General features: G+C 68.3%; 26 protein-coding genes. 17 read left to right on the forward strand and 9 right to left on the reverse strand.

All coding sequences use genetic code 11. The annotated features are described in order from the left end of the window. Positions 1–117 precede the first annotated feature (117 nt). From AC1RIF_RS23160 to AC1RIF_RS23180, 5 genes are read left to right on the forward strand one after another with little or no spacing between them, the layout of a single operon-like run. On the forward strand, positions 118–1,317 hold the full coding sequence (locus AC1RIF_RS23160; RefSeq protein ID WP_492603723.1) for a homogentisate 1,2-dioxygenase: 1,200 nt from the start codon (positions 118–120) through the stop codon (positions 1,315–1,317). Then, positions 1,314–2,237 (forward strand): hypothetical protein, encoded by a 924-nt coding sequence (locus tag AC1RIF_RS23165; protein WP_492603724.1) that lies wholly within the window; start codon positions 1,314–1,316, stop codon positions 2,235–2,237. The genes AC1RIF_RS23160 and AC1RIF_RS23165 overlap by 4 nt, the downstream gene beginning before the upstream one ends. Further along, entirely contained in the window at positions 2,234–3,418 is a 1,185-nt protein-coding gene (fahA, locus tag AC1RIF_RS23170) for a fumarylacetoacetase (protein WP_492603725.1), read from the forward strand. The genes AC1RIF_RS23165 and fahA overlap by 4 nt, the downstream gene beginning before the upstream one ends. After that, entirely contained in the window at positions 3,415–4,161 is a 747-nt protein-coding gene (locus AC1RIF_RS23175) for a CoA transferase subunit A (RefSeq protein WP_492603726.1), read from the forward strand. Before fahA ends, AC1RIF_RS23175 begins: the two co-directional genes overlap by 4 nt. After that, positions 4,158–4,808 carry a CoA transferase subunit B gene (locus AC1RIF_RS23180; RefSeq protein ID WP_492603727.1) on the forward strand — a complete coding sequence of 217 codons (651 nt, stop codon included), beginning with the start codon at positions 4,158–4,160 and terminating at the stop codon, positions 4,806–4,808. Before AC1RIF_RS23175 ends, AC1RIF_RS23180 begins: the two co-directional genes overlap by 4 nt. A 57-nt stretch (positions 4,809–4,865) precedes the next feature. Here AC1RIF_RS23180 and AC1RIF_RS23185 read toward each other — a convergent pair whose 3' ends face one another. Beyond that, entirely contained in the window at positions 4,866–5,477 is a 612-nt protein-coding gene (locus tag AC1RIF_RS23185) for a TetR/AcrR family transcriptional regulator (RefSeq protein WP_492603728.1), read from the reverse strand. Between the two features lie 116 nt (positions 5,478–5,593). Then, the gene (locus tag AC1RIF_RS23190) at positions 5,594–6,205 is read right to left on the reverse strand and encodes a TetR/AcrR family transcriptional regulator (protein ID WP_492603729.1); all 612 of its coding nucleotides are present in this window, start codon (positions 6,203–6,205) and stop codon (positions 5,594–5,596) included. Between the two features lie 140 nt (positions 6,206–6,345). Between AC1RIF_RS23190 and AC1RIF_RS23195 the strand changes: the two genes are divergently transcribed. The 5 genes from AC1RIF_RS23195 (at position 6,346) to AC1RIF_RS23215 (ending at position 11,303) form a co-directional block, all read left to right on the forward strand. Next, a complete protein-coding gene (locus tag AC1RIF_RS23195) occupies positions 6,346–7,104 on the forward strand; it encodes an enoyl-CoA hydratase-related protein (protein WP_492603730.1) in 759 nt (252 codons plus the stop codon). A gap of 180 nt (positions 7,105–7,284) precedes the next feature. Further along, positions 7,285–8,634 carry a flavin-containing monooxygenase gene (locus AC1RIF_RS23200; RefSeq protein WP_492603731.1) on the forward strand — a complete coding sequence of 450 codons (1,350 nt, stop codon included), beginning with the start codon at positions 7,285–7,287 and terminating at the stop codon, positions 8,632–8,634. 38 nt (positions 8,635–8,672) lie between these two features. After that, on the forward strand, positions 8,673–9,311 hold the full coding sequence (locus tag AC1RIF_RS23205) for a TetR/AcrR family transcriptional regulator (RefSeq protein ID WP_492603732.1): 639 nt from the start codon (positions 8,673–8,675) through the stop codon (positions 9,309–9,311). Between the two features lie 26 nt (positions 9,312–9,337). Then, positions 9,338–10,294: an alpha/beta hydrolase gene (locus AC1RIF_RS23210; RefSeq protein WP_492603733.1), complete on the forward strand. Its 957-nt coding sequence runs from the start codon at positions 9,338–9,340 to the stop codon at positions 10,292–10,294. Beyond that, entirely contained in the window at positions 10,272–11,303 is a 1,032-nt protein-coding gene (locus AC1RIF_RS23215; RefSeq protein ID WP_492603734.1) for an NAD(P)-dependent alcohol dehydrogenase, read from the forward strand. The genes AC1RIF_RS23210 and AC1RIF_RS23215 overlap by 23 nt, the downstream gene beginning before the upstream one ends. A gap of 61 nt (positions 11,304–11,364) precedes the next feature. On the opposite strand, the gene AC1RIF_RS23220 is transcribed toward AC1RIF_RS23215, so the two are convergent. From AC1RIF_RS23220 to AC1RIF_RS23240, 5 genes are all read right to left on the reverse strand, one after another. Next, positions 11,365–12,513, reverse strand: a complete 1,149-nt coding sequence (locus AC1RIF_RS23220) for an oxidoreductase (RefSeq protein WP_492603735.1) — start codon at positions 12,511–12,513, stop codon at positions 11,365–11,367. Between the two features lie 17 nt (positions 12,514–12,530). Then, on the reverse strand, positions 12,531–13,055 hold the full coding sequence (locus AC1RIF_RS23225) for a nuclear transport factor 2 family protein (protein ID WP_492603736.1): 525 nt from the start codon (positions 13,053–13,055) through the stop codon (positions 12,531–12,533). A 75-nt stretch (positions 13,056–13,130) separates the two neighbouring features. Then, complete coding sequence (locus AC1RIF_RS23230; protein ID WP_492603737.1) at positions 13,131–13,646, reverse strand: nuclear transport factor 2 family protein; 516 nt, start codon at positions 13,644–13,646, stop codon at positions 13,131–13,133. A 234-nt stretch (positions 13,647–13,880) separates the two neighbouring features. Continuing rightward, positions 13,881–14,333: a nuclear transport factor 2 family protein gene (locus AC1RIF_RS23235; protein ID WP_492603738.1), complete on the reverse strand. Its 453-nt coding sequence runs from the start codon at positions 14,331–14,333 to the stop codon at positions 13,881–13,883. Between the two features lie 67 nt (positions 14,334–14,400). Beyond that, on the reverse strand, positions 14,401–15,846 hold the full coding sequence (locus tag AC1RIF_RS23240; protein ID WP_492603739.1) for a coniferyl aldehyde dehydrogenase: 1,446 nt from the start codon (positions 15,844–15,846) through the stop codon (positions 14,401–14,403). Positions 15,847–16,077: 231 nt separating this feature from the next. Between AC1RIF_RS23240 and AC1RIF_RS23245 the strand changes: the two genes are divergently transcribed. Together AC1RIF_RS23245 and fabG are read left to right on the forward strand one after the other, a co-directional pair. Continuing rightward, on the forward strand, positions 16,078–16,527 hold the full coding sequence (locus AC1RIF_RS23245; RefSeq protein ID WP_492603740.1) for a DUF8021 domain-containing protein: 450 nt from the start codon (positions 16,078–16,080) through the stop codon (positions 16,525–16,527). 48 nt (positions 16,528–16,575) lie between these two features. Then, entirely contained in the window at positions 16,576–17,337 is a 762-nt protein-coding gene (fabG, locus tag AC1RIF_RS23250) for a 3-oxoacyl-ACP reductase FabG (RefSeq protein ID WP_492603741.1), read from the forward strand. Here the strand turns inward: fabG and AC1RIF_RS23255 are convergent. Next, complete coding sequence (locus AC1RIF_RS23255) at positions 17,310–18,077, reverse strand: helix-turn-helix transcriptional regulator (protein WP_492603742.1); 768 nt, start codon at positions 18,075–18,077, stop codon at positions 17,310–17,312. The two genes, fabG and AC1RIF_RS23255, sit on opposite strands and share 28 nt — an antisense overlap. 122 nt (positions 18,078–18,199) lie before the next feature. On the opposite strand from AC1RIF_RS23255, the gene AC1RIF_RS23260 reads away from it, so the two are divergent. Genes AC1RIF_RS23260 through AC1RIF_RS23270 form a run of 3 tightly spaced genes read left to right on the forward strand, consistent with a single transcriptional unit; the run spans position 18,200 to position 21,199 of the window. After that, on the forward strand, positions 18,200–19,366 hold the full coding sequence (locus tag AC1RIF_RS23260; RefSeq protein WP_492603743.1) for an LLM class flavin-dependent oxidoreductase: 1,167 nt from the start codon (positions 18,200–18,202) through the stop codon (positions 19,364–19,366). Next, positions 19,363–20,409: a 2,3-butanediol dehydrogenase gene (locus AC1RIF_RS23265; protein WP_492603744.1), complete on the forward strand. Its 1,047-nt coding sequence runs from the start codon at positions 19,363–19,365 to the stop codon at positions 20,407–20,409. Before AC1RIF_RS23260 ends, AC1RIF_RS23265 begins: the two co-directional genes overlap by 4 nt. Then, positions 20,402–21,199: an SDR family NAD(P)-dependent oxidoreductase gene (locus tag AC1RIF_RS23270; RefSeq protein WP_492603745.1), complete on the forward strand. Its 798-nt coding sequence runs from the start codon at positions 20,402–20,404 to the stop codon at positions 21,197–21,199. The genes AC1RIF_RS23265 and AC1RIF_RS23270 overlap by 8 nt, the downstream gene beginning before the upstream one ends. A gap of 3 nt (positions 21,200–21,202) precedes the next feature. On the opposite strand, the gene AC1RIF_RS23275 is transcribed toward AC1RIF_RS23270, so the two are convergent. Next, entirely contained in the window at positions 21,203–22,135 is a 933-nt protein-coding gene (locus tag AC1RIF_RS23275; RefSeq protein ID WP_492603746.1) for a DNA-3-methyladenine glycosylase family protein, read from the reverse strand. 73 nt (positions 22,136–22,208) lie between these two features. On the opposite strand from AC1RIF_RS23275, the gene AC1RIF_RS23280 reads away from it, so the two are divergent. Together AC1RIF_RS23280 and AC1RIF_RS23285 are read left to right on the forward strand one after the other, a co-directional pair. Next, complete coding sequence (locus AC1RIF_RS23280; protein ID WP_492603747.1) at positions 22,209–22,754, forward strand: ribonuclease H family protein; 546 nt, start codon at positions 22,209–22,211, stop codon at positions 22,752–22,754. A gap of 143 nt (positions 22,755–22,897) precedes the next feature. After that, positions 22,898–23,845: a siderophore ABC transporter substrate-binding protein gene (locus AC1RIF_RS23285; protein ID WP_492603748.1), complete on the forward strand. Its 948-nt coding sequence runs from the start codon at positions 22,898–22,900 to the stop codon at positions 23,843–23,845. Positions 23,846–23,868 lie beyond the last annotated feature (23 nt).

The following is a 23,868-nucleotide window of genomic DNA, read 5'->3' on the forward strand; positions in this document are numbered from 1 at the left end:
TCTGTTTACTAACCTCGGAGAGAGACCGGCGGCCGTGACGACCACAGCCGCGCTGCTGTTTCGCCGACGGTGACAACCACAGCCCGAGTTCGGGCGCGAGCACTCAGGAGGCCGGTCATGGCGTTCTACCGACAGCTCGGCAACATTCCGCCGAAGCGTCACACCCAGCACCGGGACGAGAACGGCCAGCTCTACTTCGAGGAGCTGATGGGCGAGGAGGGCTTCTCCTCCGACTCGTCGCTGCTGTATCACCGCCACATCCCGTCGGCACTCGTCGACGCGACCGTGTGGGAGCTGCGCGACCAGTCCACCACCCCGAACCACCCGCTCAAGCCGCGGCACCTCAAGCTGCACGACCTCTTCCCCGAGGAGATCTGGGCCGAGACCGACGTGGTCACCGGGCGCCGGCTGATCCTCGGCAACGCCGACGTGCGGCTGTCGTACGTGGTCGCGGCCAAGGAGTCGCCGCTGTACCGCAACTCGCTCGGCGACGAGATGGTGTACGTCGAGTCCGGCGAGGCGATCGTCGAGACCGTGTTCGGCGCACTGCACGCCCGCCCGGGCGACTACGTCCTGATCCCGATGTCGACCACCCACCGCTGGGTGCCGCAGGGCCCGGAGCCGTTGCGCGCGTATGCGATCGAGGCGAACAGCCACATCGTTCCGCCGAAGCGCTACCTGTCCAAGTACGGTCAGCTCCTCGAGCACGCGCCGTTCTGCGAGCGCGACCTGCACGGCCCCAGTGAGCCGCTCGTCGCCGAGGGCACCGACGTCGAGGTGCTCGTCAAGCATCGTGCGGGCGGCGCGATCGTCGGCACCCGCATGGTGTACCCGAACCACCCGTTCGACGTCGTGGGCTGGGACGGCTGCCTGTACCCGTACACGTTCAACATCTCGGACTACGAGCCCATCACGGGCCGCGTGCACCAGCCGCCGCCGGCGCACCAGGCGTTCGAGGGCAACAACTTCGTGATCTGTAACTTCGTGCCGCGCAAGGTGGATTACCACCCGCTGGCGATCCCGGTGCCGTACTACCACTCGAACGTGGACTCCGACGAGATCATGTTCTACTGCGGCGGCGACTACGAGGCCCGCAAGGGTTCGGGCATCGGCCAGGGCTCGATCTCGATCCACCCCGGCGGTCACGCCCACGGCCCGCAGCCGGGCGCGTACGAGCGCAGCATCGGCGTCGAGTTCTTCGACGAGCTCGCGGTCATGGTCGACACCTTCCGTCCGCTCGAACTCGGTGAGGGCGCCCTCGCGTGCGAGGACGACGCCTACGCCTGGTCCTGGTCCGGACGGGGGCCCGGCAAGTGACGATCTCTCCGCTGCTGGCGGGTCTGTGCGACGACGCGGCGCTGTTCCCCCCGGGGAACGCGCCGATGGGCGCCGCGGTGCCCGCGCACCTCGAGCACGAGCGCAGCGATCACGCTGCGCTGGTGGGGCCGTTCGTGTTCCCGGCGCCGCGGCTCGGTGAACTGCCCGCGATTCTCGGCGAGAGGGCTGTCGAGCAGGGCGGTGTGCTCGAGCTGAGCCTCACCGTTCCCGGTGGCACCGACGCCGTTCCCGCCGCGCTCGAACAGTTGCGCACCATCGCCGGCGTGAAGCTGGTCGCGATGGAGATCGCGGTGCCCGAGGGGCAGGCTCCGGCTCAGCTGTTCGCGGCGCTGGGTGAGATCGCCACCACCGCACCGGGTGTCGAGATCTTCGTCGAGGTCCCGCGTGACGCTCGCCGAGCCGAGATCCTCGCCGGACTGGCGGGCACGGTCTACTCCGCGAAGTTCCGCACCGGCGGAATCGTCGCGACCGCGTATCCGGACGAGGCCGAACTGGCCGCTGCGATTCACACCGTCGTCGGGGCGGGCGTGCGTTTCAAGGCGACGGCAGGTCTGCACCACGCGATCCGGAACACGGACCCCGACACGGGATTCGAGCAGCACGGCTTCCTCAACGTCATGCTCGCGACGCATCGGGCGGCCGATGGTGCGAGCGTCGAGGAGATCGCCGCGGCGCTCGCCGACCGTGACGGAACGAGCCTCGCCGGAGCGCTGGCGGGACTGTCGGCCGAGGCGGTGGACGCGCTGCGCGCGAACTTCCGGTCCTTCGGCACCTGCAGCATCAGTGACCCGCTGACCGAACTGGTCGGCCTCGGCCTGGTGCCCCGAACATCCACCGAGCCCTCCGCGCCTACGGGCTCGGTGGATTCCACCTCGACCGAGGAAGGACCCCTCGCATGACCGTCATCTCGATTCCCGCCGACTCCCTGTTCGGTGTCGACAACCTGCCCTACGGCGTGTTCTCGACCGCCGACGCGGGCCCGCGGGTGGGTGTGCGCGCCGGCGACAGCGTCGTCGACCTCGCCAAGGCTCTCGGCGATGACGTGTTCGCCCAGCCGACGCTCAACGCGTTCATGGCCCAGGGCCGCGACCGTTGGGTCGAGGTCCGCGCGCAGATCACGGCACTGGTGGCCGGTGAGATCGCCGACGACGCCGTCTTCTCGGTCGACGACGTCACCATGCACCTGCCGATCGCCGTCGCCGACTACGTCGACTTCTACGCGTCGGAGAACCACGCGACCAACCTCGGCAAGCTGTTCCGCCCGGATGCGGCTGCGCTGATGCCGAACTGGAAGCACCTGCCGGTCGGCTACCACGGCCGCTCCAGCACCGTCGTGGTGTCGGGCACCGACATCGTGCGCCCGTGCGGCCAGCGCAAGGCGCCGGCCGACGCGGCCCCGTCGTTCGGTCCGTCGATCCGCCTCGACATCGAGGCCGAGATGGGCTTCATCGTCGGTGTCGGTTCGCCGATGGGCTCCTCGATCACCCCGGACCAGTTCGCCGAGCACTGCTTCGGCGCCGTGATCCTCAACGACTGGTCCGCCCGCGACATCCAGGCGTGGGAGTACGTCCCGCTGGGCCCGAACCTCGGCAAGAGCTTCGCGACGTCCATCTCGCCGTGGGTGGTTCCGCTGCTCGCGCTCGAGGCCGCCCGCGTCGACACCCCGGTCCAGGATCCGACGCCGCTGCCGTACCTGCAGGGCGACGAGAAGTGGGGCCTGGACATCGATCTCGCGGTCGAGTGGAACGGTCACGTCGTGTCCCGTCCGCCGTACGCGCAGATGTACTGGTCGCCGGCACAGATGCTGGCGCACACCACCGTCAACGGTGCCGCCGCGAGCACGGGCGACCTGTTCGGCTCCGGCACCATCTCGGGTCCGGAGAAGGACCAGCGTGGCGCGTTCATCGAGCTGACCTGGAGCGGGGCAGAGCCCGTCACGGTCGGCGACGAGCAGCGCACCTTCATCGAGGACGGCGACGAGATCTCGATCTCGGCGACCGCGCCCGGCGTCGGCGGTGGCCGTATCGGTTTCGGCGAGGTCCGTGCCCGCATCCTGCCCGCCACCGGTGATGCCCGATGAGCAAGGTCTTCGCAACGGCGGCCGAGGCCGTCGCCGACATCGTCGACGGATCCTCGCTCGCGGTCGGTGGTTTCGGTCTGTGCGGTATCCCGACCGAGCTGATTGCCGGTCTTGCCGACCGCGGAGTCACGGGACTCGAGGTGTTCTCGAACAATTGTGGCGTCGACGACCACGGTCTGGGAATCCTGTTGTCGGCCGGTCAGATCCGGCGGGTAACCGCGTCGTACGTCGGTGAGAACAAGGAGTTCGCACGGCAGTACCTGTCGGGCGAACTGGAGGTGGAGCTGACCCCGCAGGGCACGCTCGCCGAGCGGCTGCGGGCCGGCGGCGCCGGGATCCCCGCGTTCTTCACCCCGGCCGGTGTGGGCACGCCGGTGTCCGAGGGCGGGCTGCCGTGGCGCTACCACGCCGACGGCTCCGTCGCGATCGCGTCGCCCGCCAAGGAGACGCGCACGTTCGGCGGCAAGACGTACGTGCTCGAGGAGTCGATCGTCGCGGACTATGCGCTGGTGCACGCCGAGATCGGTGACACCGAAGGCAATCTCGTGTTCAACAAGACCGCGATGAACTTCAATCCGTTGGCCGCGATGGCCGGACGGACCACCATCGTGCAGGTCGAGAAGCTGGTCGAGCCGGGCGAACTGGATCCCGCTCAGGTGCACCTGCCGGGCGTGTTCGTCCAGCGGGTGGTGCATACGGGTCTGCAGGACAAGCGAATCGAGAAGCGGACGGTGTCGGCATGAGCTGGTCACGTGAGCAGATGGCCGCCCGTGCGGCAGCCGAGATGATCGACGGCGAGTACGTCAACCTGGGGATCGGCCTGCCGACCTTGATCCCCAACTACCTTCCCGACGGCGTGAAGGTGGTTCTCCACTCGGAGAACGGCATCCTGGGCACCGGCCCCTACCCGACGGAGGATGCGGTCGACCCCGACCTCATCAACGCCGGTAAGGAGACGGTGACGGTGAACCCGGGTGCGGCGTTCTTCGATTCGGCGTTGTCGTTCGGCATGATTCGCGGTGGACACATCGACACCGCGGTCCTCGGTGGCATGCAGGTCTCCCGGAACGGGGACCTCGCCAACTGGATGGTGCCGGGCAAGATGGTCAAGGGCATGGGCGGCGCCATGGATCTGGTGCACGGTGCCCGGCGCGTCATCGTGGTCATGGAACACACCGACCGCGATGGCGGCGCCAAGATCGTCGACCAGTGCTCGTTGCCGCTGACCGGTCAGGCGGTGGTGCAGCGCATCATCACCAACCTCGCCGTGATCGACGTCCGGGACGGCTCGCTGGTGCTGCGTGAACTCGCGCCCGACGTCACCGTCGAAGAGGTACAGGAGAAGACCGGCGCAGCGCTGGTCGTGGAACTGGCGGAAGACGCCGCCTAGCACCCCCGATCGCCCGTCCGGCCCGAACCTCCCCCCATCGGGCCGGACGGGTTCCGCTCAGCGGGGTGCGACGGCCTCGGCGATGAACTGGGCGGCGCGCGTGAACTCCACCTCCATGTCGAAGACGGTGTCCTGCCGCCAGTAGCGGATCGTGGTCACGTACACGGCGGTCACCATCTGGGAGAGGAACCGCAGCGGATAGTCCTGTCGGACCTCGCCCTTGTCGATACCGGCTTCGAGCACCCGCCCGAATGCGACGATGAACCGCTCGGTGCGGGCAGCGCTGATCGCGGGTGTCGCGAGATCCCGATCCAGTTCCCGGGTGGTCGCCCGGAAGTACTGCTCGAGCGTGACGGCGGCCTTGACGACGTCGTTGAAGAGCGAGTGGATGCGTTGGGCGGTGGTGAGATCCTGCGCCAGCAGCTCGTCGATGATCCCCGGCAGCTTGTCCATGTGGCCCTGGTGCAGCGCCGACAGCACGGCGTCCTTGCTGTCGAAGTAGTTGAAGAACGTCCCGCGGGACACGTGTGCAGTCATCGCGATGTCGTCGATGGTGGTCCGATCGAAGCCCTGCCGCGTGAACAGCGTCCGGCCCGCCTCGACCAACCGACTACGTGTCTGCCGCTTCCGTTCCTCACGACGTGTGACGATCTCCCGGTCATCCATCATCGCTGCCCCCGCGTCCCTCACCTCGACTGTTTCATCGACAAGTCCCGACGATCGAGAATCTACCGGCCGGATGGTTTTCGCGGACAAACTTCATGAATCCGACATGCCGGTGGCCGTCAGGCGCGCGGGACGAGCGATTCCGCCGCATAGCGGCCGGCCTTGCGGAACCCGTCGGTGAGGTCGAAATCGGGGTCCTGGCGCCAGTACCGGATCGTGGAGACGTACACGGCGGCGATCATCTGTGCCAGGAACCGTGGTGGGTAGTCCGTGCGGACCTCACCGCGAGCGATGCCCGGTTCCAGGATGCGCAGGATCTCGTCGTTGAACCGCTCCGTCCGTCCGACGCTGATCTCGGGAGTCGCGAGGTCTCGTTCGAGTTCCCCCGTCACCGCGCGCAGGTATCCCGGCAGTTGCTCGGTGGCGGCCACGAAGTCCTCGAACAGGCCGTGGATGCGTTGCTCGGTGGTGAGGTCACGCGCGAGCAGATCGGAGATGACGGCAGACAGCAGATCCATGTGTCGGGTGTGGAGTCCGGCCAGCATCACGTCCTTGCCGGGGAAGTAGTTGAAGAACGTGGCGCGGGAGACGCCGGCGGCGTCGGCGATCTCCTCGACGGTCGTGTCGATCACCCCGCGTGTGGCGAACAGCGTGCTCGCGGCGTCGAGAAGTCGCTCGCGCGTTTCGTGTTTGTTCCGCTCGCGGCGGGACATCTGCTGATTCTGGTTCATCGACTCTCGCGACTCCGCTGTCCGCTGGTGCTCCACTTCGACCCCGTCCACCCCGAATATCGTCCAATCGCCCGGAAGTATCTAGACCCGCATCTATCTTTGGCCCCGAGTCCAAGGTTTTTCAGACGGAGGTGGCCAGGATGGGTGGAACGACGGTGTCGTGGGAGCGGCAGGGGCGCGTACTGGTCGTGCGGATCGAGCGGGAGGGTCGGCGCAACGCGATCGATCGTACGACCGCGACGGGGCTGGAGGAGGCCTTCGACCTGCTCGACGACGATCCCGAGCTGTGGGTCGGCGTCCTGACCGGTACCGCCACCGTGTTCTCGGCCGGCACCGACATCAGGGAGCGTGCCGACCTGCGGATGCCGCGCGGCGGCGAGTACGGCCTGATCCGTCGGGCACGGAGCAAGCCGCTCATCGCGGCCGTCGAGGGATACGTGCTCGGTGGCGGGTTCGAACTCGCGCTGGCGTGCGACCTGATCGTCGCCTCGGCCGACGCGCGCTTCGGTCTACCCGAGGCGCGGCGTGGCCTCGTCGCGAGCTCCGGTGCGCTCTTCCGCGCCCCACGTGCGTTGCCGGTCAACGTCGCTCGCGAACTGTTGATCACCGGCCGGATGCTCGACGCGCAGCGTGCCTACCACCTGGGTGTGGTCAACGCCGTCACCGAACCCGGTGCGGCACTGCAGGAGGCGCTCGTGATGGCGGGCGAGATCTGCGACGCGTCACCCGTCGCGGTCCGCGAGAGCCTGCGGGCCGTCCGATCGCTCGGTGAGAGTGCGGACGCGCAGGGGTGGGCGGTGACGGAGGAGGCGCTGGGCGTGGTCCTCGGGTCCGCGGACTTCCGGGAGGGGATCGAGGCATTCGCCGAACGTCGCGAACCGGTGTGGCGCGGTCGGTGAGAGCCGGGGAGTCCGGCCGGTCATCGACCGTTCTCACGAGTATTGACGCGTGTCAAATAACTATTGACACGTGTCAATTCTGCGCTTAGCGTGTGAGCCACCTCACGATCTGCGGGGTGAGTGCCGGCATCGAGCGCTCTTCGTGCCCGCGCGCAGCAGATCGACATCGAACGGAGCACGATGGCCAACCCCACGACATGCATCATCGGAGCCGGCATCAGCGGTCTGACGGCCGGCAAGATGTTGACCGACTACGACATCCCCTACGAGTGCTTCGAGAGCTCGGACCGGATCGGCGGCAACTGGGCCTTCGGGAACCCGAACGGCCACTCGAGCGCCTACCGGTCCCTGCACATCGACACATCCAAGAAGCGACTGTCGTTCAAGGACTTTCCGATGCCGGAGGACCTTCCAGACTTTCCGCACCACACCGACATCAAGCGGTACCTCGATGACTACGCGGCGGCGTTCGCGCTGCTCGACCGGATCCGTTTCGAGAACGGCGTCGAACGCGCGGAGCGCCTGCCCGGTGGCGGATGGCAGATCCTCACGCAGGACGGGGAGAGTCGTCGCTTCGACTTCCTGGTGGTCGCCAACGGCCACCACTGGGATCCCCGACTGCCGGACTTCCCGGGTGAGTTCACCGGCGAGTCCATCCACTCGCACGCCTACATCGACCCGGAGACTCCGCTGCACCTGCGGGACAAGCGCATTCTGATCGTCGGCATCGGCAACAGTGCCGCCGACATCGCGGTCGAACTGTCCCAGCGCTCCCAGCGGAACAAGGTCACGCTGTCCACCCGGTCCGGGGCGTGGATCGTGCCGAAGTACGCGTTCGGCGTGCCCGCCGACACGTTGATCCAGACGTACCCGCAGATTCCGCTGTCCTGGCAGCGACGTCTGGGCCGGCGTGGGCCGATCTTCCTGTCGGGTCGCCCGGAGAACTTCGGGCTCCCCACGCCCGATCACCACTTCGGGGAGGCTCATCCGACGCAGTCGCAGGAATTGTTGGTGCGGTTGGGATCCGGCGACATCGATGTCAAACCCGACATCGAACGTCTCGACGGTTCCGACGTCCATTTCGTCGACGGCACCAGTCGGGAGTACGACGTCATCATCTACGCGACGGGATACAACATCACGTTCCCGTTCTTCGACGAGGACTTCCTCAGCGCGCCCGGCAACCAGTTCCCGCTCTACAAGCGCATGTTCAAGCCGGGCATGGACGATCTGGCGTTCATCGGGTTCGCGCAGTCGGCGCCCACGCTCTTCCCCTTCGTGGAGTGCCAGGCGCGAACGCTCGCGGCCTACCTCGCCGGGACGTACCGACCGCCGTCGGTCCCCGAGATGGAACTCGTCATCAAGGCCGACGAGGAGCGGTTCGTGGGGCACTTCAACAACCGCCCCCGGCACACGCAGCAGGTCGACTACTACATCTACGAGCACGAGATGCGGACCAAGGAGCTGCCGGCCGGTCTGCAGCGCGTCCGAAGGGACGGGCCGGTGCGGTGGAACCCGGTCCCGGCATGATGGCCATCCGTACGCCGTAGCCGACCCGAAAGCGACACATGAGCAGCCGAAGCGCAGACCCCACCTCCGCGGTACAGCAGCGGAAGGCGAACAAGGGAGAGGAGCGGCGAGCCGCGATTCTCGGTGCGCTCGAGGCGCTGCTCGACCAACACAGCCTGGACGCGATCGGCATCGTCGACATCTCCCGCGCGGCGGGCGTGACGCGATCGGCGTTCTACTTCTACTTCGAGAACAAGGCTCAGGCCGTGGCGGCGCTGTCGCGCACCTTCTACGGCGAGATCAGTGACGGGACGAGTACGTACTTCGCTCGCGAGGGTAGCCCGCGCGAGATGGTGGACGGCCTCATCGCCGAGGTGATCGGGACCTGGGCGAGGCACCCCAATCTGTATCGGGCACTGCGGGATGCACGCGACTCCGATCCAGCGGTCCGTGAGATCTGGGACGCCGACCGACTGAGCTTCATCGATCCCGTGGCATCCATGATCGATGCCGAACGCACAGCAGGACGCGCCGCCGAGGGCACCGACAGCCGGGCACTCGCCATCGTCCTTCTCGACATGAACGACCGTGCCGTCGAGAGCCTCTCCCGGGGTGGCCCCGGATCGCTGGATCCGGAAACCGCTCACGAGGCTCTGGTTTCGGTGTGGCTCAACACCATCTATGGGAGCAAACTGTGACACCAATCGATGTGACACCAACCGATGTGACACGCACCGATGTGACCTTCGCGGTGCAGGGCAGTACCTGTTCGGCCTGGCACTACCGGGGCGACGGTGACGACTTCCGGACCGAGGCCGGCCGGCCCTGCGTCGTCATGGCGCACGGATTCGGAGGTACCAAGGATTCGGGTGTCGAGGGCTTCGCGGAGGGCTTCGCCCGTGCGGGACTCGACGTCCTGCTGTTCGACTACCGCGGATTCGGTTCCAGCGGTGGCGATGTGCGCCAGACCGTCTCGATCCGCGGCCAGCTCGAGGACTACGCCGGGGCGATCGCGACCGCCCGGGGACTCGACGGCGTCGATCCCACCCGGATCGTCGCGTGGGGTGTCTCGCTGTCCGGCGGACACGTCTTCAGCCTGGGCGCGAGTGATCCCCGTCTGGCCGCGCTCGTCGCGCTCACCCCGGCGGTCGACGCACGAGCGGCGTCCACGGCGTCGATGCGTCAGTACACCCCCGGCCACCTGGCGAAGAGTTCGTGGGCCGCGATCCGGGACAAGGTCGCTGCCGCGCGCGGTGGCGCCGGCGTGACGATCCCCCTGGCGGGACGGCCCGGCGAGGTGGCGGCGCTCGCGCTGCCCGGCATCTACGAGGACTACCTGTCCATCGCCGGTCCGACGTGGCGCAACGAGGTCAGCGCGCGCTCGTTCCTCGAAATCGGTTCGTACCGACCGATCAAGGACGCGGGCAAGATCACCGCACCGCTGTTGGTGCAGATCGGCGACCTCGACCGCAGCGCACCCCCGCACGCGGCGGCGAAGGCGGCCGAGCAGGGCCGGGCAGACGTGCGGCGCTACCCGTGCGATCACTTCGACGTCTATCCGGGCAAGCGGTGGCACGACCATGCACTCGAACACCAGATCCTCTTCCTGCGTAGGCATCTCGCGGTGGAGACCGTCACGACCATCGAGGAGGATGCAGATGCGCGCGTTGCAGCTGGTTGAGCACGGCCGGATCGCGGTGACGGACACCGACGTCCCGGAGATCGGTCCGGGCGAGGTGCTGATCGAGGTTGCCGGCGCGGGGTTGTGCCATTCGGACATCCACGTTCGGCACTCGCCGATCTCGATGATTCCGCCGCCGATGACCCTCGGTCACGAGACCGCCGGACGGATCGCCGCGCTGGGCGGGGGCGTCGAGTCCCTGTCCGTCGGTGACGCGGTGCTGGTGTTCCTGGTGTGGAGCTGCGGGACCTGTCGCGCGTGTGTGGAGGGCCGCGAAAACTCCTGTGAGCGTTCACCGGGCGGCCGTCAGGGCGTGCCGCTGTGCCCGGGCCTGGCCGCGAACGGCGGCATGGCCGAGTTCATGAAGGTCGACGCACGGTTCGTGGAGCCGCTCGGCGATCTCGATCCGGTGACCGCCGGGCCGCTCGCCGACGCCGGACTCACCACCTACCACGCGATCGACGGCGCCCGGGACCGCCTGGGCCCCGGCTCGACGGCGGTGGTGCTCGGCATCGGCGGGCTGGGGCACGCGGCCGTCCAGATCCTGGCCGCGACCACGTCGGCCCGCATCGTCGCGGTGGACTCGGAGGAGGCCAAGCTCGAACTGGCCACCACGCTGGGCGCGGATCACGCGTTCGTCAGCGACAGCGAATGCGCCGCGAAGATTCTCGAGCTCACCGACGGCATCGGCGTCGACGCCGTGTTCGACTGCGTCGGCGTGCAGGACACCGTCGACATCGCCGCGCAGGTGGTCGGTCGGGACGGTGCGGTGCGCATCCTCGGGCTGGGCGGCGGCCGGATCGAGTGGACCGGTTTCGCGCTGCCGTGGGGAGCCACGTTGCGCACCAGCTACGCGGGAACCCGCGCCGATCAGCGCGCCGTGATCGCCCTGGCGCAGCGCGGACTCGTCACGATCGAGACCGAGACCTTCGCGCTCGAAGACGGGGTGGCGGCCTTCGACGCGCTCGAGGCAGGGAAGATCAACGGCCGGGCGATCCTCGTCCCCTAGCGCCGACACACGACTGCCGCGCTCCCACAACGGGGAACGCGGCAGTCGCGAGTCGCACGGCTCAGTACAGCCGGCCCTCGTGCCGGGTCCGATCGAACTCCGGCATGGGATCGCCGTCGCGCAGGCGTTGCGAGATCGCCGGATCGGCCATGTGGAGGCGGCCTATCGCGACGAGGTCGAACTCGCCCTCGTGCTTGCGACGCATCAGGTCCGGGAGGTTGTCCGTCATCGTCGGAAGCCCGACGATGACCCGCTCGTTGAGCGCGTTGTCGAGTCCGACGCTGCCGACGGCCATCACGGTGGCGCCGGTCAGCTTCTTGGCCCAGCCCGCGAGGGACAGGTCGCTGCCCTCGAACGCCGGTGCGTAGAACCGGCGGATGCTCGCGTCGAGGATGTCGACCCCGGCGTCGACGAGGGCGTTCAGGATCACGCCCAGCTCCTCGGGAGTCTGGGCGATCTTCGACGCGAAGTCCTGCTGCTTGTGCTGCGAGAACCGGAAGATGATCGGGTAGTCGTCGCCGATCTCCCGTCGGATCGCTCGGACTACCTCGGCCGGGAAACGCGTGCGGCGCTGTAGATCTCCGCCCCACTCGTCGTCTCGCTGGTTGCTCGGCTCCCACAGGAACGCGTCGAGCAGGTAGCCGTGGCCACCGTGCAGCGCGATGCCGTCGAAGCCGACGTCGATCGCGTTGCGGGCCGCTGCCGCGTAGGCGGCGATCACGTCGGCGATGTCCTGTTCGGTCATCGCCGCGGTGACCGGTCGCATCTGCTCGACGTACTCGTCGGAGTACATCGTGTTGCCGACCGATCCCCAGTGCCCCGACGGGCGCATGGGCTGGACGTCGCCGACCGGGCCCATCGCACCGAAGAGGGGGCCGACGTGCCACAGCTGCGGAACGATCTTGCCGCCGGCGGCATGGACCGCGTCGACGACCTTGCGCCAACCTTCCAGTGCCGCTACGCCGTACATCACCGGAACGGTGTCCGCGTCCACGGCGGAGGGGTGCTCGATCGCGGTGCCCTCGGTGACGACCAGGCCGGTACCGCCCTCGGCGCGCCGCCGGTAGTAGGCCACGACCTCCTCGGTGGGCACGCCGCCGGGCGAGCCGTGTCGGGTCATGGGGGACATCGCGATCCGGTTGCGCAGCTCGAGGGTCCGGATGGTGATCGGCTCGAACAGCGCGGCGGTCATAGCCGCGGGCTCCGTCATGTCCGTCGTCTCCGTGGTCACAGCGCCGCCATGTAGTCGAAGAAGTTGGGCGTGTGGGTCTCGCGCAGGCGGGTGAGCTTGCGGTAGCTGATCAGCCACTTGTCCTCGACCTTGCGGTATTCCTCGTGGTAGTGGCCGTAGCCGTGAAGGTGCTCCTCGACGTCGCCGTTCGTCCACCACAGTTCGTCCTCCATGGCCCAGATTCCGGTGGCCGTGGTGTCGGAGGTGAGGGTGATCTCCGGGGTGTGCGCGTGGTGCGCGGTGGTCACATAGGTCGAGTTGCCGAGCATGCCGCTGATCGAGTTGGTGAGGTGTTCGCGCCCGGACGCGCGGTTGGACTGCCCGTCCGCCTTCGGCTGCTTGTCGCCGGGCAGCCCGCCCCACGTTTCGGTGACGACGTCCTCGGTGTGCAGGGGTCCGTAGAGATCCCACTGCTTGGTGTCCATGACGCGCAGGCGCATCGCGAACACCCGCTTGATCTCCTCGATAGCGAGCAACTGCTCCGCCGCGGTCATCGTCAGTGCACCGGTGGGCTCACCCATGGCGTGGACCTCTCTGTCGAAACGGTTTCAACAGTCAACCAAGCAATTGCTTTGGTGACGTGAGGCACAGCATAGCTAGCGCGCGGGCTTGGATGCCTGCCGGTAGTCGTAGAAGTTGGGCGTGTGGGTCTCGTGCAGGCGGGTGAGCGTGCGGTAGCTGATCAGCCACTTGCCGCCCACCTTGCGGTACTTCTCGTGGTAGTGGCCGTAGCCGTGGAGGTGCTCCTCGTCGTCGCCGTTGGTCCACCACAGTTCGTCCTCCATGGCCCAGATTCCGGTGGCCGTGGTGTCGGAGGTGAGAGTGATCTCCGGGGTGTGCCCGTGGTGCACCGTGGTCACGAAGGCGTTGCCGTCCAGCGTGTTACGGATCGCGGCCGTGAGTGCTTCCGGGCCGACCACGCGGGACCCGGCGCCCCACGACTCGCTGACGACGTCGTCGGTGTGGAAGGTGCCGTAGAGGTCCCACCGCTTGGTGTCCATGATGCGCAGTCGGGCGGCGAACACCCGCTTGATCTCCTCGACGGCGAGCAACTGCTCGGCGGCGGTGAGTGTCACGGTCGGGGCGGATCCGGATTCGTCGGCGGTGCTCATGGTTCAACCTCCAGTGCGGGCGAAGTGGGTTAAACAAGCAGTTGATCGGCTTTCAGCATATCCAGGATCCGCGTCGTGACCGGCGGGTTTTCCGCGTAGTGGAAGTTCTGTGCCGACGCGCAGTCCTCGGCGAGGCGTGCCGTCGGTACGAGTCGTCCGCGCGGTAGCGCTCGTCGAGACCCTCGGGATGCGTCGTGATCCGCTCGAGGCCCCTCCCATGGTCGGGCTCCCGGCTCACCCCAGGAGCTTGACCTCGCGGTCGTAGGTGAGGTCGACGATCAGCTCGCGGCGGGCGATGCGCCACATGCCGTCCGACCGGACGTATTCGTCCTGGTAGCGGATCGCCACGACGTAGTCGCGGTGCCCGTCCTCGGTGGCGTACACGTGGTGCGCCTCGCCGTAGACCTCGCCGCGGGCCTGGTCGCCGGCGACGTCGACAATCTGCTGGTTCACTACGTGCCGGGTCGAGTGCAGGTGGGCGACCGCGCCCAGGATGCCCTCGGCGACGGCGCCCGACCCCGCAAGGACGGCGTTCCTGCCCCGGCGGACCAGTCCGGACGGCTGGACCAGTTGGGCATCGGCGGCGAAGAGGGCGGTCAGGGCGAGTTCGTCCCGGCGATCGACGGCGATCGCGTACTGCGCAACGAGGTCGGACAGGGCTAGGCGGTCTGCGAGTTCTCGGCTCATGTCCGACATTCTTCCTGCCGAGCGGGGGCTCGGCAGGAAGACTTCTCGCTCATCGGCAATCCGGTGGCTACGGAGCTACCTGTGCTTCCATCGCCGCGAGGAACTCGTCGCCGTACGGCGGGAGCGTGCCCCACTCCGCCCGCGGATCGTGCTCGGGAGCCTCGAAAACCGTACGAGCGTGGCTGAATTCGAGGAATCCCTCACGCCCGTGGTAGTGGCCCATGCCCGAGGCGCCCACGCCGCCGAACGGTGCGTCGTTCATCCCGGGATGCATCATGATGTCGTTGACGGTCACGCCGCCCGAGTACGTACGCGTCAGGACCGCCTGCTGCTCGGCCGAGTCGGTACCGAAGTAGTACAGCGCCAACGGCTTCGGCCTGCTGTTGATGTCCGCGATCACCTCGTCGGTCTGGTCGTACGGCAGCAGGATGATGGCGGGGCCGAAGATCTCCTCCTGCATGATCTTGGAGTCGGCCGGGGGTGCGATCACCAGGCGCAGCGGACGCTTGCGGTCCCCGTCGACCCGTTCGGTCTCCTCGATCGGGGTCGCGACGATGAGGGCGCCGCGCTCGCGGGCGTCGGCGACGAGAGCCTCGACCCGTGCCAGGTGGCGATCGCTGACGACCGCGACGACGTCCGGGTTGTCGGTGATGGTCGGCAGCAGTGCGGCATAGGACTTCTCCAGTGCACCGACGAAGCTGTCCAGTTCCTCGCGGGGCACGTAGACGACGTCGGGGGACACGCAGATCTGGCCCGAGTTCGTGGACTTCGCGATCGCGATCTTGTTCGCGGCGTCGTCGAAGTCCGCGCTGCGGCCGACGATCGTCGGCGACTTGCCGCCGAGCTCGAGCGTCACCGGCACGAGGTTCTTGGCGGCGTTCGCCATGACCAGCTTGCCGACCTCGGTGCTGCCGGTGAACACGAGGTGATCGAACGGCAGCGATGTGAAGGCGTCGGCCAGTTCGGGGCCGCCGGTGACGACCGCGATCTCGGTCGCGTCGAACATCTCCGTGACGGCGTCCGCGAGGACCTGCGCGGTGCGCGGCACCACCTCGGAGGGCTTGAGGATCGCGCGGTTACCGGCGCCCAGCGCGCACGCGAGCGGGCTCAGCAGCGTGAACAGCGGCGCGTTCCATGTGCCGATGATGCCGACCGAACCCTTGGGCTGGTATTGGACGTAGGCCTTCGCGCCGAGCTGGTCGTACGGCGGGTAGGGCGGACGCTGCTCGTCGGCCATCCACGACTGGAGCGAGTCTCGGGTGTGCTTGAGGGACGTGAGCGAGCCGAGGATGTCGTTCATGATCGAGAACGCGACCAGACGCCCGCCGAAGTCGGCGTCGATGGCCTCGGTGAGCGGCTTGTGGTGTCGGACCAGGAGGTCGATCATCCGCTGGATCCGGTCGCGGCGCACGTCGGCCGAGGGCGTTCCCTGTTCGGCCGCAGCGCGTTTCTGGGCTTCCAGGATCTGGGGAAGCGTCGCGATGGTTGCCGTGTCGGTGACGTGCTCGCTCATGGGTAACTCCTGTCGTTGCCGATGTCACGACGCTAACGAGCTGTGTCCGGTGTAACAGCAGACCGTCTCGATGACCGGGAGCGTGTTTCGGAGAAGGGGTCGAACGGCCCCGCCGGACGGTGGAAATCCCGCTGGCAGGTACCTGGTTCGATGGGACCTCGGACTCTGTGGCGACCGGTGCGGTCCGCCGGATTCCCGTGAGAATGGAACAGGTTCCAGATACGATTCGGCATGCGAATTGCCAAGACAGCCTCGTTGTCACTCCTCGCCGCGGCTGCCGTCGCGATCGCCGCACCCGCGGCGGCATCGGCTGCACCGAACCCGGCCGAGAGCCCGAACCAAGCGATGGCCCGCGCGTACATCGACGCCCTCGTCAGCCACGACGCCAGCGGTGTGCAGTTCACCCCGGACGCCACCCGCATCGAGGTGGGCATGCAGACCGGCTTCAACGGGCCGCAGTTGACCAACGATCTGAACCACGGCCTCCAGTACTCGGTGATCGAGGGCGTGCGGAACCTGACGATGACCGAGGACGGTGACACCGTCTGCACCACGTACCTGCTCGACGCCGGGGTCGGCGGCCTGCGCCTGATGACCGTCGAGATCGTCGAGAGCTTCGAATTCGACAACGGCGCCATCGACCGGATCGTCGCCGATATCCGACCGGTCGCGCTGTCCTGACGCGTAGCGTCACCGGCGGACATCACCGGTGAGTGGGAGGTAGCGGACATGGTGGACGGTAACCAGCGGGTGGCGGTGGTCTCGGGAGCGGCGCGGGGAATCGGCGCGGCTATCGCGAAGCGACTCGCGTCCGACGGGCTGGCGGTCGCCGTGCTCGATCTCGACGAGTCGGCGTGCGGTGACACCGTCGCCGCGATCCGTGACGCGAGAGGTCGCGCGCTCGCCGTCGGCGCGGACGTGTCCGACGAGCCGTCGGTGGAGGCGGCCGTGGCACGGATCGCCGGCGAACTGGGCGAGCCCACCGTCGTCGTGAACAACGCCGGGATCACGCGCGACAACCTGCTGTTCAAGATGACGGTCGACGACTGGGACGCCGTGATGAACGTGCACCTGCGCGGGGCTTTCCTGCTGACCCGGGCCACGCAGAAGTACATGGTGGAACAGAAGTGGGGCCGCATCGTGAACCTGTCGAGCATCTCCGCGCTCGGCAACCGCGGTCAGGTGAACTACTCGGCCGCGAAGGCGGGCATGCAGGGTCTGACCAAGACGCTCGCGTTCGAACTCGGCCCGTTCGGCGTCACCGCGAACGCGATCGCGCCCGGCTTCATCGTCACCGAGATGACGGCCGCGACCGCCGAGCGTATGGGAGTGTCGTTCGACGACTTCAAGGCCGGGGTCGCGGCGGAGACCCCGGTGCGCCGCGTCGGACAGCCCGAGGACATCGCGCACACCGCGTCGTTCCTCGTCAGCGAGGGCGCGGGATTCGTGTCGGGACAGGTGATCTATGTGGCGGGCGGCCCGAAGGATTGACGCTGCACCTCGATCGCGAGCCGGGTGCGTGAGCCGCACCCGGTCGCGGCGAGGATGCGGCTGACGTACTTCTTGACGGTGTCCTGGGTGAGCGTCAGCTGCCGGGCGATCGCGGCGTTGCTCAACCCGTCGGCCACCAGTCGGGCCACCTGACGTTGCCGCCCGGTCAGGTCGGCCAGTACGTCCCGGTGCGCCGCCGTGTCGAGGCCGCGGGTGAGGACGGACAGTTGCCGCGCCAGGAGTCGCAGGGCCGCATAGTCTCCGGGGCCGAGCGCGGACTCGTCCGCGTCGTACAGGCCGACGAGCGCCCGTGCCCCGTCCGGCAGGTCGAGGTGCATCGCGTTGACCGAGTGCATGCGCCGCGCGTACAGGTAGTCCCGGACGTAGGCCGCCGACTCCGCCGGCAGGTCGTGCAGATCACTGAGGGACGCCACCCGGGTCGATTCGAGTCGCCGCCGCGCCTCCGGTGTCGCGAAGACGTCGTGGTGGGACCAGACCTGTTGGTACACAGTGCGAATGCCCTCCCACGAACCGGACCCCTCGACGGTCGCGTCCGGGTCGTCGAACTGGCTCTCGTAGCTGTCGCCGACGAAACACGTCGCCACGCGCACCGGGAACACCTCGGTCATGGCGGCGACGATCCGGGTGCGGAAATCCGACACGGTCCGCACGTCCTCGCACCGGTCCAGGACCGTGAACACGCGCTCGTAGTCGGTGGTGGTCAACGCGACCTCGCTCATTTCTTCTCACCACCAGTTCGATGCGGATCGGAAAGTGTCCACCAAAGTGCACTGCCGGTAGGGCGGAACGAATTCTAGCGTCGGAGGGTACGTCGTTTCATCGATTTCGGAGGAGTACTCGCATGGGCAGGCTAAGGTTCGGCGCGTTCATCGCACCGCATCACGCGGCAGGGCAGAATCCGACCGTTGCGCTGCAGCGCGACCTCGAGCTGGTCGAGCATCTCGACCGCCTCGACTTCGACGAGGTGTGGATCGGTGAACACCACTCGGCCGGCAGCGAGATCATCGGCAGCCCCGAGATCTTCATCGCCGCAGCGGCCGAACGGACCAAGCACATCAAACTCGGCACGGGCGTCACGTCGCTGAGCTATCACAACCCGTTGTGGGCGGCGGATCGAATGGTGCTGCTCGACCACCTCACCCGCGGCCGCGTGATGCTGGGCGTCGGGCCGGGCTCGCTGCCCACCGACTCGGCGATGATCGGGCTGAACCCCACCGAGTGCCGAGAACTGCTCGACGACAACCTCGACATCGTCATGCGCCTGCTGGGCGGCGAGCGGGTCACGGCGAAGACCAAGACACACAACCTCGTCGACGCCCAGCTGCAGATGCGGCCCTACTCGCATCCGATGTTCGACATCGTCGTCGCCGGCGTGGCCTCGCCGACCGGACCGCGGCTGGCCGGCAAGCACGGCCTGGGCCTGCTGTCGATCGGCGCGACGCTCACCCCCGAAGGCTTCGACGCCCTCGGCCACCACTTCGGGATCATGGAGGAGCGGGCCACCGAGTTCGGGACCACCGTGGACCGCAACCAGTGGCGGCTGGTGTGCCCCATGCACATTGCCGAGACCGAGGAACAGGCCCAGCAGGACGTGCGGTTCGGTCTGGGCGAGTGGATCGACTACTTCGGCAAGGTCGCGGCGTTCCCGCATTTCGGCTCCGGTGGAGCCGCGATGGAGGACATGATCAAGTACATGAACCACTCAGGAATGGGCATCATCGGCACCCCCGCGCAGGCGCGCGAACTGATCCAGAAACTCGTCGACCAGTCCGGCGGCTTCGGCTCGATGCTCATCATGGGCACCGACTGGGCCGACCCGGCCGCGACCCGGCGCTCGTTCGAGCTGATCGCGCAGCAGGTGGCGCCGCACTTCCAGGGTCAGGCGCAGCCGCTGCTGGACGCGGCTGCCCGCGCCGGGAAGGTCCGTGAGGGCCACAACCAGGCGCAGCACGACGCGATCGCGCACATGACGCGCAAGTACGAGGGCGAACTGGCGGCCAAGGGATGAGGGCCGCCGTCCTGCACGGCGTCGACGACCTGCGGGTCGAGGACGTACCCGAGCCGCACCTGCGCGACGGCCACGTCCTGATCGACGTGGCGTACAACGGAATCTGCGGATCGGACCTCGGGATGATCCACTCCTTCGGCGTGTCCGAGCACCCGCACCCGCTCACCGGCGCGTGCGGGCCGCAGATCCTCGGTCACGAGTTCTCCGGCGTGGTGCGCGAGGTCGGTGCCGGCGTCGACGACGTGTCCGTCGGCGACCGTGTGGTGGTCCAGCCGAACTACTCGTGCGGCACGTGTGTGCGGTGCGCCGCCGGACACGAGCACCTGTGTCAGGTCATCGCGTTCCACGGACTCAACGCCGACGGCGGCGGGCTGTCGGAGCGCACGGTCGTTCCGGCGGGCAACGTGCACAAGATCCCGGACGGGGTGAACCTCAGGCAGGCCGCGGTGGTCGAGCCGCTGGCCGTGACGTTGCACGCCGTCGAGCTGGCCGAGGTGCAGCCGGGGGCGTTCGCGCTGGTGCTCGGGGCGGGTCCGATCGGCATCGCGACCGCCCTCAATCTGCGGGCCGGGGGCGTCGACCGGATCCTGCTCAGCGAGGTGTCTCCGACGCGTCGGGCCGTCGCCCGGACGCTGGGATTCGACGTGATCGATCCCGCCGCACAGGATCCCGCGGTCGCCGTCGCCGAGCGAACCGACGGCGTCGGCGCGGACGCGGTGTTCGAATGTGCCGGCGTGGCGGCGGCGGTGCAGACCGCGCTCGGGGCGGTGCGGGCCCGCGGCGCGGTGGTCCTGCTCGCGACCTACAAGGAGCAGGTGCCGCTCGCGACGTACGCGCTGATGTTCACCGAGGCGCGGCTGATGGCGTCGCTGGCTTACTCGCGCAACGAGTTCCGCGCCGTCATCGACCGGATGGCGGCCGGGGCGTACCCGCTCGACGAATGGGTCGAATGCGTCCCGCTCGCGGACGTGGTGGTGGAAGGTGTGCAGGCGGCGTCCGCCGGCCGGCGCATGAAGGTACTCGTGGAGGTGGGACATGGCTGAGGGCGGATCCGTGGGCAACAGGTTCGACGGCAGGGTCGCGGTGGTGACCGGGGCGGCGTCGGGCATCGGTGCATCCGTCGCGACGCGTCTGATCGCCGAGGGGTCGTCGGTGGTCGGCATCGACATCTCCACCGATGCACTCGATGTGATGGAGAAGGGCCTCGGCGAGGCGTTCGTCGGTGCGGTCGCCGACGTCACGAGCGAGGACGCCGTCGCCGCCGCGGTCGCGGTCGCGACGGAGCGCTTCGGCGGGCTCGACATGGCCTTCAACGTCGCCGGGGCGCAGAAGGGCGGGCAGATTCTCGACCTCGAGGAAGCCGACTGGGACTTCACCGTCGACCTGGTGCAGAAGGGCGTGTTCCTGTGCACCAAACACGAGGCGCGGCACATGGTGGCGAACGGGCGGGGCGGCGCCATCGTCAACGTCGCGTCGCTCAACGGGCGCGTGCCGGTCATCGGGGGCAGTCCGTACGCGACGGGCAAGGCGGGTGTCGAGATGTTCGGGAAGAACGCGGCCGTCGAGCTCGCCCGGCACGGGATCCGCGTGAACACGGTGCTGCCCGGTCTGGTCGACACCCCGCTGGTGGCCGCCGTGATGGGCTACGAGCCGCTGCTGGACATGTTCGTCGAACGCATCCCGATGGGCCGGCCCGCGAGCCCCGACGAGATCGCCGCGCCGTGCTTGTACCTGGCCAGCGACGACGCCAGCTACATCACCGGGACCAGCCTCATGGTCGACGGCGGCTGGGAGATCTCCAACTACCCCGACTTCACCAAACTCGGGGGCTAGAGCCTAGTGCCACCGGTGGTCGACGAGCGGCGTCCGCGGCCCGAACTTGGGCTTGCGGGCCTGACCACTGATCTCGAGTAGGCGGATCGCGCGGTAGCGGTGCGGGCGCAGGTCGGCGAGGTACTCGACCATGGCGTCGTCGTCGAGGGGCCGGCCCAGGAGCGTCCACCCGACGATCGCGGACAGGTGGAAGTCGCCGACGGACAGCGCATCGGCGTCGCCGAGAGCGCGCTGCGCCACCTCGGCGGCGGTCCACAGCCCGACACCGGGGACGGCCCGCAACCGGCGGTACGCCGCCTCGTGATCCATCCCGACGGTCTCCTCGAGGCGGTCCGCGACGCGTGCGCAGGCGACGACGGTCTGCGCGCGCCGCGGATCGACGCCCGCGCGGTGGAACTCCCACGACGGGATCCGCCGCCACGCGTCCGCGCTCGGTGGCACCCGCATGCCGTCCGGGGCCGGCCCGGGCGCCGGGCTGCCGAACTTCCGGACCAGGTGCCGCCACGACGTGTGCGCGGCGACGGTGTGCACGCGCTGCTCGAGGATCGCCGGCACCAGGGCTTCCATGACGCGCGCGGTCCGCACGATCCGCAGGTTCGGGAACCGACGGTGGGCGTCGACCAGTTTCGGATGGGTGGGCGTGAAGTCGGCGGACCCGTCGGCGTCGTCCTCGCCGACGAGGCCGGGCAGGTACGTCTCGAACTCGCCCGCCCCGGGTCCCCACGCCCGGACGGTGACGACACTCGGGCCGCGCTGACGCAGGCGGTAGCTGACCGCGCCCGACGGCAGCAGCGACGTGCGCCACACGGTCCCGTCGGGCTCGCGGTGGTGGCACGGATCGAAACGCCCACGACTCAGCGGCGCGAGCGTCGACGCGAGATCCACGGGACGTCGCGTCGACACCTCGAACTGCACTTCGGAGGCGGTACCGGTCATCCCCGGCAGCCTATCGCCGCCACGCCGAGACCGAACCCGGGCGTGTCGGGGGGAACACGTATTGTCCGAAGCCATGATCATCGTGAGTACCGACGGTTCGTGCCTGAAGAATCCCGGTGGCGCCATCGGGTGGGCATGGGTCGATCACGAGGGTCCCAGCCGGTCGGGTGGCGCGGTCTCCGGCACCAACCAGATCGCGGAGTTGTGGGCACTGGTCGAGGCCATCGTGGCGCATCCCGGTCCCGATCCGCTGCTCATCGAGTCCGATTCCCAGTACGCCATCAAGTGTGCGTCCGAGTGGCTGCCCGGCTGGAAGCGCAAGGGATGGAAGACGGCGTCCGGCGGGCCGGTCAAGAATCTCGAACTGGTGCAGGACATCGACCGGGCGATCGCCGAACGGACCGGGCCGGTGCGGTTCCGCTGGGTCCGCGGGCACGTCGGCAACCACTTCAACGAGCTGGCCGACAAGCTGGCCGGTGAGGCCGCCCGAGCCGTCGCGTCCGATCCCGAGCGGGCGCGGCCGTGGCGGGGGCTCGCGCCGACGCAGCCGACCGCGCCGGCCCCGGCTGTTGCCCCGGCTCCGGTGCGTGAGCCGGAGCCGATGCTCACGCTGTTCTGACCACGCTCGCATTTCGGTAAGGCCTGTGTTGATCTTAGGTAAAGGTATGTTAATTTAGGTTATGGTTGGCTAATCGCTCCTGGTAGGGCGCTCGCTCGCCCGCCCGGCATCGGTCGGGTGACTGAACATCCCTCAGGAGAACCATGCGTATCCGGCTCACCGCGGCCGTGGCGATCCTCGCCGCCGCCACCCTCGGACTCAGTGCCTGCTCGTCCGACAGTTCCACGGACGCCGCGGGCGAGACCGTCGTCATCACCCACGCGCAGGGCGAGACCACGGTTCCACTGAAGCCGGAGAAGGTCGTCGTCTTCGACCAGAGCGTGCTGCAGTCGATGGTCGATCTGGAGCTCCCCGACGCCGTCGGCGTCCCGACGCTCACCCAGTGGCCCGAGAGCCTGACGCGCTACCAGGGGGACGGCACCGCGAAGGTCGGCTCGCTCAAGGAGCCCGACTTCGAGGCGGTCAACGCGCTCGAGCCCGACCTCATCATCGTCGCGGCCCGCACCGCCAACGCGTACGACGCACTCAGCGACATCGCGCCCACCGTCGACCTCAGTGTCGACGCGAAGGACTTCCTGGCGAGCACCGAGAAGCAGAACCGCAACCTCGCCACCATCTACGGCGAGCAGGACGCGTTCGAGGCGCGCTGGGCCACGGTGCAGGAGCAGTACGACGCCGTCGCCGCGAAGGCCGCCGACGCGAACCTGCGCGGCCTGATCACCCGTGTCGAGGCCGCCGAGGTCACCGCGTACGGACCCGGCTCCCGCTACGGCGTCATCCACGACCTGGGCATCAAGCCGGTCAACGAGAACTTCGCGACCGAGGTCGCGCACGGCGACGCGGTCTCGTTCGAGTACATCGCGAAGGCGAACCCCGACGTCATCTTCGTGCAGGACCGCGAGGCTCCCCTGGGTGACACCACCGGCCCGAACGCCGGTCCGGTGCTGAACAATCCGCTCGTGGCCGGCACCAACGCCGCGAAGAACGACAAGATCGTCTACCTCGACCTCTACACCTGGTACATGGCACCGAGCGGCATCAGTGCGGTCGAGGATCAGATCAAGGTCGTCGGCGACGTCGTCGGCGCCTGAGCGGGCATCCTGAGATTCCGCCC

This window comes from Prescottella sp. GW823-FHT02E09, from assembly GCF_058797375.1.